Source organism: Amycolatopsis sp. NPDC104587, assembly GCF_055583645.1.
The window spans coordinates 215,523-229,000 of sequence record NZ_JBVJNO010000015.1; the positions used below are offsets into that span (position 1 = coordinate 215,523).

14 protein-coding genes are annotated in these 13,478 nt (G+C 72.2%); 8 read left to right on the top strand and 6 right to left on the bottom strand.

Going from position 1 to position 13,478, the window contains the following annotated elements:
- Window positions 1-72 precede the first annotated feature (72 nt).
- On the top strand, window positions 73-1,617 hold the full coding sequence (gene rdmE / locus ACZ61C_RS38385; RefSeq protein WP_465312826.1) for an aklavinone 12-hydroxylase RdmE: 1,545 nt from the start codon (window positions 73-75) through the stop codon (window positions 1,615-1,617).
- A 5-nt stretch (window positions 1,618-1,622) separates the two neighbouring features.
- Here the strand turns inward: rdmE and ACZ61C_RS38390 are convergent, their stop codons facing one another.
- The gene (locus tag ACZ61C_RS38390; RefSeq protein WP_465312827.1) at window positions 1,623-1,937 is read right to left on the bottom strand and encodes a VOC family protein; all 315 of its coding nucleotides are present in this window, start codon (window positions 1,935-1,937) and stop codon (window positions 1,623-1,625) included.
- Window positions 1,938-1,995: 58 nt separating this feature from the next.
- On the opposite strand from ACZ61C_RS38390, the gene ACZ61C_RS38395 reads away from it, so the two are divergent.
- On the top strand, window positions 1,996-2,325 hold the full coding sequence (locus tag ACZ61C_RS38395) for a PadR family transcriptional regulator (RefSeq protein ID WP_465312828.1): 330 nt from the start codon (window positions 1,996-1,998) through the stop codon (window positions 2,323-2,325).
- Window positions 2,322-2,759 (top strand): VOC family protein, encoded by a 438-nt coding sequence (locus ACZ61C_RS38400; protein ID WP_465312829.1) that lies wholly within the window; start codon window positions 2,322-2,324, stop codon window positions 2,757-2,759. The genes ACZ61C_RS38395 and ACZ61C_RS38400 overlap by 4 nt, the downstream gene beginning before the upstream one ends.
- Here ACZ61C_RS38400 and ACZ61C_RS38405 read toward each other — a convergent pair.
- The gene (locus tag ACZ61C_RS38405) at window positions 2,756-3,376 is read right to left on the bottom strand and encodes a class I SAM-dependent methyltransferase (RefSeq protein WP_465312830.1); all 621 of its coding nucleotides are present in this window, start codon (window positions 3,374-3,376) and stop codon (window positions 2,756-2,758) included. The genes ACZ61C_RS38400 and ACZ61C_RS38405 overlap by 4 nt on opposite strands.
- 50 nt (window positions 3,377-3,426) lie before the next feature.
- Here ACZ61C_RS38405 and ACZ61C_RS38410 point away from each other — a divergent pair, with 50 nt between their 5' ends.
- Both ACZ61C_RS38410 and ACZ61C_RS38415 read left to right on the top strand, forming a co-directional pair.
- Window positions 3,427-4,983: a PucR family transcriptional regulator gene (locus ACZ61C_RS38410; protein ID WP_465312831.1), complete on the top strand. Its 1,557-nt coding sequence runs from the start codon at window positions 3,427-3,429 to the stop codon at window positions 4,981-4,983.
- 36 nt (window positions 4,984-5,019) lie between these two features.
- On the top strand, window positions 5,020-5,625 hold the full coding sequence (locus tag ACZ61C_RS38415) for a GNAT family N-acetyltransferase (RefSeq protein WP_465312832.1): 606 nt from the start codon (window positions 5,020-5,022) through the stop codon (window positions 5,623-5,625).
- Window position 5,626: 1 nt separating this feature from the next.
- Here the strand turns inward: ACZ61C_RS38415 and ACZ61C_RS38420 are convergent, their stop codons facing one another.
- Window positions 5,627-6,565 carry a zinc-binding dehydrogenase gene (locus ACZ61C_RS38420; RefSeq protein ID WP_465312833.1) on the bottom strand — a complete coding sequence of 313 codons (939 nt, stop codon included), beginning with the start codon at window positions 6,563-6,565 and terminating at the stop codon, window positions 5,627-5,629.
- Between the two features lie 173 nt (window positions 6,566-6,738).
- Here ACZ61C_RS38420 and ald point away from each other — a divergent pair, with 173 nt between their 5' ends.
- Window positions 6,739-7,854 carry an alanine dehydrogenase gene (ald, locus tag ACZ61C_RS38425; protein WP_465312834.1) on the top strand — a complete coding sequence of 372 codons (1,116 nt, stop codon included), beginning with the start codon at window positions 6,739-6,741 and terminating at the stop codon, window positions 7,852-7,854.
- Between the two features lies 1 nt (window position 7,855).
- On the opposite strand, the gene ACZ61C_RS38430 is transcribed toward ald, so the two are convergent.
- Genes ACZ61C_RS38430 through ACZ61C_RS38440 form a run of 3 tightly spaced genes read right to left on the bottom strand, consistent with a single transcriptional unit; the run spans window position 7,856 to window position 11,024 of the window.
- On the bottom strand, window positions 7,856-8,968 hold the full coding sequence (locus ACZ61C_RS38430) for an acyltransferase family protein (protein ID WP_465312835.1): 1,113 nt from the start codon (window positions 8,966-8,968) through the stop codon (window positions 7,856-7,858).
- Between the two features lie 45 nt (window positions 8,969-9,013).
- Window positions 9,014-10,366 carry a sensor histidine kinase gene (locus tag ACZ61C_RS38435; RefSeq protein ID WP_465312836.1) on the bottom strand — a complete coding sequence of 451 codons (1,353 nt, stop codon included), beginning with the start codon at window positions 10,364-10,366 and terminating at the stop codon, window positions 9,014-9,016.
- Window positions 10,359-11,024, bottom strand: coding sequence for a response regulator transcription factor (locus tag ACZ61C_RS38440; protein ID WP_465312837.1), 666 nt, complete (start codon window positions 11,022-11,024; stop codon window positions 10,359-10,361). The genes ACZ61C_RS38435 and ACZ61C_RS38440 overlap by 8 nt, the downstream gene beginning before the upstream one ends.
- A gap of 459 nt (window positions 11,025-11,483) precedes the next feature.
- Here ACZ61C_RS38440 and ACZ61C_RS38445 point away from each other — a divergent pair, with 459 nt between their 5' ends.
- Window positions 11,484-12,539 carry an ABC transporter ATP-binding protein gene (locus ACZ61C_RS38445; RefSeq protein WP_465312838.1) on the top strand — a complete coding sequence of 352 codons (1,056 nt, stop codon included), beginning with the start codon at window positions 11,484-11,486 and terminating at the stop codon, window positions 12,537-12,539.
- Complete coding sequence (locus tag ACZ61C_RS38450; protein WP_465312839.1) at window positions 12,539-13,426, top strand: ABC transporter permease subunit; 888 nt, start codon at window positions 12,539-12,541, stop codon at window positions 13,424-13,426. Before ACZ61C_RS38445 ends, ACZ61C_RS38450 begins: the two co-directional genes overlap by 1 nt.
- Window positions 13,427-13,478: the final 52 nt, after the last annotated feature.

Here is a 13,478-nt window from a genome sequence, read left to right on the forward strand (position 1 = left end):
AGCGCCTTGCTTCAGTTATCTCTCTTCAGATAAGATACTTAGTAAGGGAGATTCACAGGCGTGGAGGTAGACATGGTGGAGCGGGTGCAGGTCCTGGTCGTGGGGGCCGGGCTGGGCGGGCTGTCGGCGTCGTTGTTCCTGGCGCAGGAGGGAGTGGACGTGCTGACCGTCGAACGGCACGCCGGAACGTCGGTCCACTCGCGGGCCGCCGGGCAGAACTGGCGCACGATGGAGCTGTTCCACTGGGCAGGAATCGACCGCGACGTGCTGGCGGCGAGCCCGAGAGCGTCACAGGGGCTGCGGATCACGGTCGCGACGAGCCTCGCCGGGCGCGTCCTGCACCGGCTGATGGAAGACGGCAGCGAGTTCGACGTCTCGGCCGCCACGACGATGCCCGCCGGGATGGCCGGGCAGGACGTCGTCGAGCCGATCCTGCTGGCGCACGCCGAGAAGGCCGGCGCGCGCGTGCGGTTCCGCACCGAGCTCACCGGCCTGGTCCAGGACGACGACGGCGTGACCGCGACCCTGCGGCACCGCGACTCCGGCGAGGAGACGGTGGTGCGCGCGGACTACGTCGTCGCGGCCGACGGCGGCCGCAGCGGCATCCGGGCCCGGCTCGGCATCGGGACCACCGGGATGGACGCGCTGAGCCACTGCCTCGGCGTCGTGTTCGACGCCGACCTCGGCGACCGCGTCCAGGCCGGCGTGACCGACCTCTTCTACCTGCAGCACGGCGACTTCACGGCCGGGCTGGTCAACACCGACGTGCCGAACCGGTACGTCTTCGCGCCGGACTACTCCCCCGAAAAGGGCGAAAGCCCGGCGGACTTCGGCCACGACCGGCTGGTCTCGATGATCCGCGCGGCGACCGACCTGCCGGAGCTCGAGCCGGCGATCGTCTGGGTCGGCTCCTGGGAGATCGCCGCGCGGCTGGCCGACCGCTTCCGGTCCGGCCGGGTCTTCCTCGCCGGCGACGCGGCGAAGGTGACCCCGCCGACCGGCGGGCAGGGCGGCAACACGGCCGTCGGCGACGGCGCGGACATCGCGTGGAAGCTCGCGGCGGTGCTGCGCGGCGACGCGGGCCCGGCGCTGCTCGACACCTACGAGGCCGAGCGGAAGCCGATCGCCCGGATGGTCATCGACACCTCGCTGCACAACATGAAGCAGCGGATGCACCCCGACCTGGACGTCTCCGGGCTGACCGAGCCGGTGGACGCCCTGGCGGCCATCCTCGCGTTCCGCTACCGTTCGACGGCGGTGCTCTCGGAGGAGCCGGACGACGGCGCGCGCGTCGAGGACGTGCTCGCGCCGACCGGCCGTCCCGGCTTCCGCGCGCCCGGTCTGGCGTCCACTGTGGACCTGCTCGGGCACTCGTGGGTGCTGCTCTGCGCCGACGGCGGCTGGGAGCGGGCCGCGGCCGACATCGCGGCCGAGACCGGCGTCCGCCTCGACTGCCACGTCGTCGACGACGATGTCTTCCCCGCGCGGTACGGACTTACCGCCGGCGGCGCGTCCCTCGTGCGCCCGGACGGCATCGTGGCCTGGCGGGCCCGGGAGGCTGTCGAGGACCCCGCGGGTGAGCTGTGGCGGGCCTTGAACGCCGTCCTGTCGCGCTAGCTGCGTCAGTCGCGCTGCTGCAGCGCGAAGCGGTTCCCCTCGGAGTCGGTGAACATCGACCACCAGCCCCAAGGCTGCTTCTCCGGCTTCGCGGGGAATTCCACACCCTTCGCCGACAGCTCTTCATAGGTCTTCTCGACGTCGTCGGCGTAGAAGAAGAAGTTCGACGTCGGCAGCTGCTCCCTGTCACTCCGGCGACGATCCTCGGGGCTTTCGCTGAGCACGAGGATCGTCCCGTTGGGGGCGGTGACCTCGACCCAGCGCCGGCCCTGGTCGTCTTCGACGCCGACGACCACCTTGCTGACTCCCTGGATGGGCATAACCCCGCCTCCATATATCCACCGTGGATATAACCAGGGCGGAGTGTAGGCTGCCCGCATGGCCGACGGCAACCCGCTGACCCCCGCGGCGTTCCAGGTGCTCCTGGCCCTGGCGAACGGGCCGGGCGGGCGCGCGCACGGGTACGGGATCATGGGGTTCGTCGCGGAGGTGACCGGCGGAGAAGTCCAGCTCGGGCCCGGCACGCTCTACCGGACGCTGACCCGCCTGGCCGCCGACGGCCTGGCCGAGGAGCTCCCGGGCGAGGACTCCCGACGACGTTATTACCGGATAACCCCGGCCGGCCGCGAAGCCGCTTCGCGTGAGGCATCGCTCCTGCGACGCCTGGTTGCCGCGGCCGACGACGCGAACCTGCGGGAGTCGGCGTGAGCCGCCCGCTCGGCCTGGTGCCGCACCTGTTCGTGTGCGACGTCGACGCGGCGCTTTCCTTCTACATCAAGGCGTTCGGCGCGGTGGAGCTGTTCCGCACGGTGCTGCCGGACGGCACCGTGCTGTTCGTGGAGCTGGCCGTCGGCGACGCGCGGCTGCTGGTGAGCCAGGAGATCGCCGCCCTGGACGCGCTGGCGTCGTCGACGATCGGCGGCACCCCGCTGCTGCTGACGCTGGAGACCGCGGACCCGGACGACCTCGTCCGCCGGGCGGTCTTCGCCGGCGCGACGGTCGAGGCGCCGGTGACCGAGATGTTCTTCGGCGAGCGCTACGGGCGCGTCGTCGACCCGGACGGGCACCGCTGGGCGCTGACGACCAAGCGCGAGCAGTACACCCCGGAGGACATCGACGCGCGCAAACCGCACGAGGTCTAACGGCGCCCGAGCACCCAGTGGAAGGTGGCTTCACCCTCCGGCTCGTGCACGGTCACGACTTCGTCGACGACCAGCGTGAAGCCCGCTGCGGCAAGTAAACGACGGTTAACCTCCGGCGCGTGGCTGCTGAAGAACATCGGCGTGCCGAGCCAGTCGGCCTCGACGCCGTCGGACTCGCTGCAGCCCAGCGCGGCGAGGAACCAGCCGCCCGGCCGGAGCCAGCGGGAGATGCGCGTGAACAAAGCGCCCTGCTCGTCGCGCGGGACGTGCAGCACCGAGTAGAACGCCGTGACGGCGTCGAAGCTCGCGTCCGGGAAGGTCACCCCGGTCATGTCGCCCTTCTCGAACCGCGCGCCCGGGACGTTTCGCCGCGCGAGAGCGAGCTGCGTTGCCGACAAGTCGACACCGACGACGTCGTGCCGCTCGGCGAGCAGCGCGGTGCACGGGACGCCGGCTCCGCAGCCGAGGTCGAGCACCGCGGCGCCGTCCGCGAGCCGGTCGGTCAGTTCGCCGAGGAGCCGCAGCCGTGCGTCGTCCGGGATCCGCGCGCTCCACTCGAGGTAGCGCTCCGCGGAGCTGTCGTAGCCGGATTCGACGATCCCCCGCGCATCGGTCACGCGCTCGACCCTACCGAGCCGTCCAGGAGTTTCTCGGCGAGAATGACGCCGTGGTGTCGGTACGCAGTGTCGTCGACCGGGTGGGGCCGACGCTGCTCCACGCGCTCCAGGTGCCCGACGACTCACCCGCGGTCGCCGACGTGGTCATCGCCGAGCCCGGCGGGGCCGTCACCCTGGCCGCCGGGGACCTCGTGCTCGGCGTCGCCACGACCGGGCCCGAGGACGCCGCCGAGCTGGTGAAGCAGAGCGCCGGACAGGGCGCCGCCGCGGTGCTGCTGAAGCCGCCCGTCGCCGGGAAGCCGGCCGTGAAACGGGCCGCGAAGGCCAGCGGGATCGCGCTCATCCAGGTACACGCGGCGACGTCCTGGGCGCAGCTCGTGTGGCTGCTGCGGACCGTCCTCGACGCGCTCGCCGACGAGTCCGAAGACCTCGATCCCGGCTCGGGTGACCTGTTCCGGCTGGCCGACGCGGTCGCGAGCGTCGTCGACGCGCCGGTGACCATCGAAGACACCAACTCGCGCGTGCTCGCCTACTCCGCGCGCCAGGACCTCACCGACCCGGCGCGCGTCGCCACGATCATGGGCCGCCGCATCCCCGACGACGTGCTCGCGCGGTTCCGCTCGCGCGGGGTGTTCCGGGAGCTGTCGCGTGGCCGGCAGACGATCTTCGTGCCCGCCCAGCGCGACGGCACGCTGCCGCGGCTGATCGTCCCGATCCGGATGGGCGGCGAGCTGCTCGGCTCGATGTGGGCGGTGGTCGCCGGGCCGGTGTCCGACGAGCGCGCGGCCGCCTTCGCCGACGCCGCCCCCGTCGTCGCGCTGCACCTGCTGCGCCGGCGCGCGCACACCGACGCGCAGCGCCGCGCGTCCGCAGAGCTGCTGCGCGGAGTGCTCGAGGGCCGCGCGAACCCGCGCAAAGCGATGGCCGAGCTGGACCTGTCCGACGAGCCGCACCGCGTGGTCGTCATCGAGGTCACCGGCGGCGACGGGCGCGACGCGGAAGGTCTGCGGCTCGCGCTGCTCGAGCGGATCTCCCAAGGCATCGGCCGCCGCCCGGTGGCGACCGAGCTCGGCGGGCTGCTCTACGCCGTGGTCCCGGACCGCCCGGGCCCCGGCGGCTGGGCGGAGCTGCGCGACGCTCTCGTCGCGACGGGACCGTCTCGTCGTAGCGGAGCTCCGCGCGCCGCGGCAGGCGCGCCCGGCGAGATCGGGGACCTTTCGGCGTCCCGTGTGCAGGCCGACGAAGCTCTCGGCCTGCTGCGCGCGGAGATCCTGGACGAGCGCGTCATCACCTTCGACGAGGCCTGGACGGCGTTGACGCTCCACCGCGGCGCAACGGCGGCCGCTGCGGCGAAGGTCGCGGAGCTCGGCCCGCTGGGCATGCTGCGCGTGCACGACGAAGCAGCGAAGGCCGGTTACGTCGAGACTCTGTACGAGTGGCTGCGGCACCCCGGCGACCCGCGCGCGGCGGCGCGGGAGCTGCGGATCCACCCCAACACCCTGCGCTACCGGATGCGGAAGCTGCTGGAGCTGGTGCCGCTGGACCTCGACGACCCCGACGTGCGGCTGGCGCTGCTCACGCAGCTGGTGGCGCTGCGCTGGAGCTGACGGCACAGTGGTGATCAAGACCCTGGAGGCCTCGCGTTGACCACTGAGATCCGGCCCTACCGCGACCGCGACCGGGCCGCCGTCTATGCCATCTGCGTCGACACCGCGGCCGCCGGCGCGGGGGTGCGCGGGCGGTACCGCACCGACGACCTCGTGCCCGACACCGCCGCCGGGCCGTACCTCTTCTTCGAACCTGAACACGCCTACGTGCTCGACGACGGCGGGCGCGTGGCCGGGTACGTGATCGGCACGGCCGACACGGCGAAGTTGGTCGCCGCTTACCAGGAGCAGTGGCTGCCGAAGCTGCGCGAGCGCTACCAGCCGCCGCCGGAGCCGCCGCGCACTGAGGAGGAGCGGCGGCTCGACACGATGTTCCACCCCGAGCGGCAGCTCCGGCCCGAGCTGGCGGCGCACCCGGCGCACCTGCACGTCAACCTGCTCGCCGGACAACGCGGCGCGGGCCACGGGCGGGCGCTGATCTACACGTTCCTCGCCTCGGTCGCGGCGGCCGGGGCGAAGTCGTGCCACCTCGCCGTCAACCCCGAGAACGCCGGCGCCCTGCGCTTCTACGAGAAGCTCGGCTGGGAGCCGGTCGAGTCCGGCGCCGCGGACCGCGTCTACCTGACCCACCCGACCGGCTAGCTCACACGACCAGCAGCGTTTTCCCCAGCGTGGTGCGGGACTCGATGGCCGCGTGGGCGTCGGCCGCCTTTTCGAGCGGGAAGCACTGGCCGATCACCGGTGTCAGCCGGCCTGCCGCGGCTTCGGCCAGCGCCGACTCCGTGAACGCGCGCATCTCCGCCGGCCCGCCGAGCGAGCGGACCAGGGAAACCCTGCGGGCCGCGGCTTCCTCTTCGGGCACTTCGGCCCACGCGCCACCCGCGAGGCCGTACATCGCCATCCGGCCGCCGCGGCGCAGCAGGCCGAACGCCGCCGTGCCGATCGCGCCGCCCACGCCGTCGAAGACGACGTCGAGCTCGCCGATCCCCGCGGTCCAGTCCGGGCTGCGGTAGTCGACGGCGACGTCCGCGCCGAGCTCGCGCACCTGCCCCAGCTTCGCCGGACCTCCCGCGGCGCCGACCACCTCGGCGCCCGCCGCCTTCGCGAGCTGCACCAGCAGGCTGCCGACACCGCCCGCCGCCGCTTCGACCAGGACACGATCGCCGGGGCGCACCCTGGTCGTGTGCACCAGTCCAGTCGCGGTGCGGCCGTCCGCGAGCACCGCCACCGCCACGTCGAGCGCGAGCGCGTCGGGCACCGGGAAGACCGCCGCCGCGTCGACCGCGACGCGCTGCGCGTACCCGCCGGAACCGCCGGTCGCGGTGACCACTCGCTGCCCCGCCAGCTCTGGATCCACCCCCGGGCCGACGGAGCTGATCACGCCGCCGACGCCGTTGCCGGGGACGACCGGCAGCACCGGACGGAACGGTCCCGTCCCGGCGCGCGTCTGGGTCTCGACGAACGTGATGTTCGCGAACGTCACCTCCACCAGCACCTGGCCGGGCCCGGGGACGGGGTCCGGCGCGTCCCCCGGCTCCAGCGCTTCCGGCCCGCCGAACTCCCGCAACCACACAGCTCTCATGCCTGCACGTTGCAACCTCCAGCGCGGTCGAAGTCAACGACCTTGTCCGCGCGGAACCATGAATGCGGCAAAGAAATGTTCGCTCAGCACGATGACACCGCCGTCCGGGTGGTTCACCGTGAGTGGCACCACCGCACCGAAATCCGGACGCAGACCGACCCAGGAGGCCGACCGTGCGTATCGCCGTTCCCCGTGAAATCAAGAAGCATGAGTACCGGGTCGCGCTGACCCCGGCCGGGGTGCACGAGCTGGTCGGCCGCGGGCACGACGTCTTCGTCGAGACCGGCGCCGGGGTGGGCTCGTCCATCACCGACGAGGAGTACGTCGCCGCCGGCGCGAAGATCCTCGCCACCGCCGACGAGACCTGGGCCGAGGGCGAGCTGGTGCTCAAGGTCAAGGAGCCGATCGCCGAGGAGTACCCCCGGCTGCGCGCCGACCAGGTCCTTTTCACCTACCTGCACATCGCCGCCGACCGGCCGCTGACCGACGCGCTGCTCGCCGCCGGCACCACCGCGATCGCGTACGAGACCGTGCAGACCGCGAACGGCGCGCTGCCGCTGCTCGCCCCGATGTCCGAGGTCGCGGGCCGGCTGGCCCCGCAGGTCGGCGCGTTCTCGCTGATGAAGCCGAGCGGCGGGCGCGGTGTCCTGCCCGGCGGCATCCCCGGCGTGCACCCGGCGCGCGTCGTCGTCATCGGCGGCGGGGTCGCCGGCCTGAACGCGGCCCGCGTCGCACTGGGCCTCGGCTCGGACGTCGAGATCCTCGACACGAACGTCGACCGTCTCCGCCAGATCGACAACGACTTCGGCGGCCGCATCCGCACGGTGACGTCGAACCGGCTGTCGGTCGAGGAGTCCGTGCTGCAGGCCGACATGGTCGTCGGCGCGGTGCTGGTGCCGGGCGCGAAGGCGCCGAAGCTGGTCTCGAACGAGCTCGTCGCGCGCATGAAGTCCGGCAGTGTGCTCGTCGACATCGCGATCGACCAGGGCGGCTGCTTCGCCGACTCGCGCCCGACCACGCACGACGACCCGACCTACACCGTGCACGAGTCCGTCTTCTACTGCGTCGCGAACATGCCGGGCGCGGTGCCCCGGACGTCGACCTACGGCCTCACGAACGTGACGCTGCCCTACGCGGTGCAGCTGGCGGAGCACGGCTGGAAGGCCGCGCTGCAGGCCGACGCCGCGCTGGCCAAGGGCCTCAACACCCACGCCGGCGCCCTGACCAACGGCCCGGTCGCGGTCGCGCACGACCTGCCGCACACGCCGCTGGACACCGTCCTCGCCTGACCTACCTCACCCGAGCGGGCCCCTGTCGTTCTCCGGCAGGGGCCCGCTCCCCTTTCCGCAGCAGCCGGCGCCCGTACGCGATGGCGGGCAGCTCGACCCACCTCCGCAGGCCGCACGCGAAGAGCAGCGCGACGGCGGAAGTCGCGACGGCCTTGCCGAGCCCCGTCGGCAGCAGGAGCCCGGTCACGCCCGCCGCGCCCATTTGCGCGAGGTAGAGCGCGTAGGACCGGTCGCCGACGAACTTCAGCGGACGGCTCGCGAGCAGCCGCCGGACCGGGCCCTGCGAGATCGCCGCCACGAGCAGCAACGCCGATCCCCCGGCGTACACCGGGACGACGAACTGCCAGTGGCCGCCGAAGGACTGCCCGAGCGGCTTGACCGAGAGCTGCAGCACGCAGAAGCCGAGCGCCACGCCGGCCGCCACGGCCGGGCTGGTCAGCGGCCGCAGCACCGCGAACCCGCGCGGGTGGTGCAGCGCCAGCGCGAGCAGGCAGCCGACGACCAGCGAGCCGTAGTGCACCGAGAGGCTCGCCCACTGGTGTGCGGGCGCGAGCGGCAGCACCCCGAGCACGACGCCCAGCGCGCCGGCGCCGATCAGCAGGCGCAGCGCGGTCTTGCCGGTGCGCGCCGTCAGCACGAGCAGAGCGGGCCAGACGAGGTAGAACTTCTCCTCCACCCCGAGCGACCACGACGTCGGGTACGGCGTGTTGAAGTCGACGACCTCGTTGAGGAAGGTCAGGTAGAACGGCATCGCGTCGGCGAGCCGGCTGCTCTGGTAAACGCCGGTTAACGTCACTGCCAGCGCCGTCAGGCCGAGCAGCAGGAAGTACACCGGCATGATCCGGAAGACGCGGCGGACGGAGAAGTCGCGCAGGAAGATGCTGCCGGTGCGGTCTTCTTCGCGCAGCGCCAGCGTGGTGATGAGGAAACCGGACAGCACGAAGAACAGCTGCACGGCGATCCACCCCTGCAGCCGGTCGACGACCGGGCCGCCGTAGTGGAAGAAGACGACGGCCAGCGCGGCGAGCGCGCGCAGGCCGGTGAGGCCGGGGAACCACGACGACGCCAGGTACTCGGCGTGGCCGAGCGGCCGCCACCAGGGACGATTGATCATGACCGCAGCGTCGGCCGCGGACGCTGAACCGGACCTGAAGCGAGCTTAAGACGTCTTCAGCTCCGGAAGCCGGACGACGAACCGGCTGCCCTCTTCGACCGACGCCGTGCCGCCGTGCGCGCGGGCGATGTCCGCGACGATCGCCAGGCCGAGGCCCGAACCGCCCTCGTCGCGGGCGCGGGCGTCGTCGAGGCGGACGAAGCGGTCGAAGACGCGCTCGCGGTCTTCGGCCGGGATGCCGGGACCGTCGTCGGTGACCGTCAGCACGACTTGGCCGTCCACAGTGGACACCGTGACGGCCACCCGGGAGTCGGCGTGCCGTTCGGCGTTGTCGACGAGGTTGCGGACGAGCCGCTCCAGGCGCGACCGGTGGCCGTGCACCACCGGCGTCCCGGCGACCTCGATCTCCGCCCGGCCGGCGGCGGCCGCTTCGACCACTTCGGACAGTGCCACCGGCTCGAGCCGGTCCGGGCCCGCGTGGTCCAGCTTCCCGAGCAGCACCAGGTCGGCGACGAGGTCCTGCAGCCGCGTGACGTCGAGCAGCGCGTTCTCGCAGGACTGCCGCCAGTCGAGCCGGTCGGGGTGGGCCAGCAGCACTTCGAGCTGCGTCCGCAGCGACGCGAGCGGGGTGCGCAGCTCGTGCGACGCGTCGGAGGTGAACCGGCTCTGGCGCGTCACGGCCTCGTCGAGCCGCGCGAGCATGGTGTTCATCGTCCCGGCGAGGCGCGCGATCTCGTCGCCGCTGCGCGGGGCCGGCACCCGGCGGCTCAGGTCGTGCGCGCCGATCTCCGCGACCTCGCCGCGGATGGCCTCGACCGGCCGCAGCGACCGGCGGACGGCGAGCCACGCGATCACGCCGATCAGCAGCGCGACCGCGGGGACGCCGGCCGTCAAAACCGTCCGGACGGAGTCGACCGCGGCCTGGCCCTCGGGGTCGATCGCTACGCCGGCGTAGACGTCGTACGCGCTGTCGCCGCTGTCGGCGTGGACGACGTGCAGGACGATGTCCTCGTCGAGGTCGGCCAGCTCGGGAGCGCACGGGACGGAGTCCTGGCCGGCGCGGTCGAACCCGGACGGCGAGAGCGTGACATCGGCGTCATAGGCGGCCAATGTCGCGTCGAGCAGAGCCGGGCAGGCCGCCACGCGCTTGCCCGCGCGGTCGGTGACCTCGTAGATCGAGTCACGGACGAGCAGCGGCAGGTCGGCGGGCCGGGCGCCGGTGTTCAGGAGCTGGACGACCGCGTCGGCGTGGGCGTCGGCGAGCTGTGTGGCGGCGTTGCGGAGGCGGCCCTCCGCCTGGAACACGAACCACACGGACACCGCGCCGAGCGCGACGGCGGAGGCGGCGAACGCCGTCAACGCCACCCGGAAGCGGGTCGAGCGGAAGAACCTACGCACCGGAAGCCACCACGAGGTACCCAGCGCCACGGACGGTCCGGATGGTCTCGCTCCCGAGCTTCCGGCGCAACGCGCTGACGTGGACCTCGACGAGGTTGGCGGTCGCGGAGGCGGCGAAGTCCCAGAGGTTGTCGAGCAGCTCGGCCTTGGTGACCACCTGGCCGGGGCGGTGCATGAGGTAGGCGAGGAGGGCGAACTCCTTGCCGGTGAGGGTGACGTCGGCGGCGCCGCGTCGGCAGGTCCGGCCGGCCTGGTCGAGCTCGAGATCACCCAGTTTGAGGACCCCCGCCCGGGTGGCGCCGCCCCGGCGGATGAGCGCGCGCAGCCGGGAAAGGAGGACGCCGTAGGAGAAGGGCTTGGGGAGGAAGTCATCGGCGCCGGTGTCGAGGGCCTCGATCTCGTCGTCCTCGCCGTCCTTGGCGGTGAGCATCAGGATGGGGGTGCTGTCGCCCTGGTCGCGCAGCCGCCGGCAGACGCGGTAGCCGTTCAGGCCCGGCAGCATGATGTCGAGGATGATCGCGGAGTAGGGGTGCTCCCCGGCGTACCAGAGAGCGTCCCGCCCGTTGTGGGCGACGTCGACGGCATACCCCTCGGCGCTCAGCCCGGCCCGCAGCGCCTCGGCCAGCCGCCGTTCGTCCTCGACGAGCAAGATCCGCATCGAGCCACGATCGCACACCGGGAGGTCAGAACGGCCCCGGAGCAGACGGACCACGCTGGAAGCCGCGACGAAGGCACCGTGGGGGTCCGGGGGCTCGGCCCCCGGGCAACAGGGATGAGCTGGTTCGAGGGCGAAGCCCAAAAAAAGCTAGGGCGACCCGCTCAACCAACCTGGGGGTCATTGGGAGCGGGCCGCCGGTTACTAGCTTAGAGGGCTTCGGCCGGGTTTGCGCCACCGGGTCGGCAAGTCGAACGAATTTTTTGCCGAGCCGGTCCACCCCGGTCACCGCACCCGTCCTTGAATCCTCAGGTCACGGCCCCGGCACCGCTTCCGGCGCCGCCACGGACCGGTCGCGGAACGTGACGAAAGTCGCTCTCCACCGGTTCGAGCGTTCCCTGCGCGCGGGCGGCGCGGGTAGGGCAGGATGACGCCCCATCAGCGGGAACGTTAGGGGACGGTATGCACGACGGCAGTGGCCGGATTGTGGTGCAGAACCTGAGCAAGCAGTTCGGCCCGGTCAACGCGGTGCAGAACCTGAGCTTCACGGTTGAACCGGGTTCGGTGACGGGCTTCCTGGGCCCGAACGGCGCCGGGAAGACGACGACGTTGCGGATGCTGCTCGGGCTGGTGACGCCGACCTCCGGGACGGCGACGATCAACGGGCGGCCGCACTCGCAGCTCGGGAACCCGGCGCGGGTCGTGGGCTCGGTGCTGGAGAACGAGGGGTTCCACCCGAGCCGGACCGCGCGCAACCACCTGCGGGTGTACGCGGCGGCCCTCGGGGTGCCGGACCAGCGGGCGGACGACGTGCTCGGCCTGGTGGGCCTGGGCAGCGCCGCGGACCGGAAGGCCGGCGGCTTCTCGCTCGGCATGCGGCAGCGGCTGGCGCTGGCGACGGCGTTGCTGGGTGACCCGCAGGTCCTGGTGCTGGACGAGCCGACGAACGGCCTCGACCCCGAAGGCATCCTGTGGCTGCGCAACTTCCTGCGGTCCTACGCGCGGGAGCAGCGGCGGACGGTCCTGGTCTCGAGCCACCTGCTCAACGAGGTCGAGCAGCTGATCGACCAGGTCGTGATCATCAGCCAGGGCGTCACGCGCTACTACGGCTCGCTCGACCAGCTGCGCAAGGGTCAGCAGTCGCGGGTGCTGGTGCAGCCGGCCGACCCGGCGGCGCTGGTGAAGGCGTTGCAGGAGAACGGCATCCAGCAGGTGTCGCCGACGCCGGACGGCCGGGTCGCCGTGGCCGGGTCGAGCGTCCAGCAGATCGGTGACCTGGCCGCGAAGGCCGGGATCGCCGTGTACGGGATGCAGGAGGAGCACGCCGACCTGGAGCGGATGTTCTTCCAGCTGACGCAGGGTCAGTTCGCCGGCGGGCCGGCGGGGTACCCGCCGCAGCCGCAGTACCAGGGCCCGCCGCCCGGGTACCAGGGGCCGCCGTCCGGTCCGCAGCAGTACCAGCAGGGCCCGCCCTCGGGTCCGCAGCAGCAGCAGTACTGGGGAGGTCCGCAGCAGTGATGGGCAACCTGATCAAGGCGGAGTTCCGCAAGACGCTCTCGCTGAACACCTGGTGGGTGCTGATCATCCCGCTGGCGCTGGTGGCGTTCTGGCTGACGTTCGTCTGGGGCAAGATCACCAACGACTTCGCCGACTTCCTCGGCTCGGACGACGCGCGCCAGGTCAGCGAGACGATCGGGCTCGACCCGGCCAAGGTGCCGGTGGGCCTGCTCGCGATCGCGCACGGCGTGAACATCGCGCAGCTCGTGCCCGGCCTCTTCGGCATCTTCGCGCTGGCCGGCGAGTACCGCAGCAAGACGATCACCACGACGTTCCTCACCGCCCCGAACCGGATCTCCGCGCTGACCGCGAAGATGCTGACCTACGTCGCGTGGGGCGCGATCTACGGCCTGATCAGCTTCGGCGTCTCGGCGGCCGCGGTGATGGCCTCGGTCGACTCGGGCCGGTGGCCCAGCACGGGCCAGTGGCTGGCCGCGCTCGGCGGGACGATCCTCGCGTCGGTGCTGGTGACGTTGTTCGGCATCGGGTTCGGCGCGGTGCTGCGCAACGTGCCGCTCGCGGTGGTGCTGTTCATCATCTGGTTCCTGATCGTGGAAAACGTCCTGGTCATCGTGTTCTGGCTCTGGGGTGACGTCAGCATCCTGGGCGGGATCCTGCCGAACGGCACCGCGAACGGGATCGTCGGCGGCATCGCGGCGGACGCGTTCGGCTTCAACTCGCTCAACCTGCCCGCCAGCGTCGACTCCGGCGCGCAGCTGCTCCTGCAGTACACGGCGAGCGCGCCCGGCGTGCTCTCGTGGTGGGCCTCGGCGCTGATCTTCTTCGCCTGGACGATGCTGTTCTTCGGCCTCGGCTGGGCGGGCAACCAGCGCCGCGACATCACGTAGTCCCGGCGTCTCCGGAAGGCCACCTCGAGCTGCTCGAGGTGGCCTTCCGCGC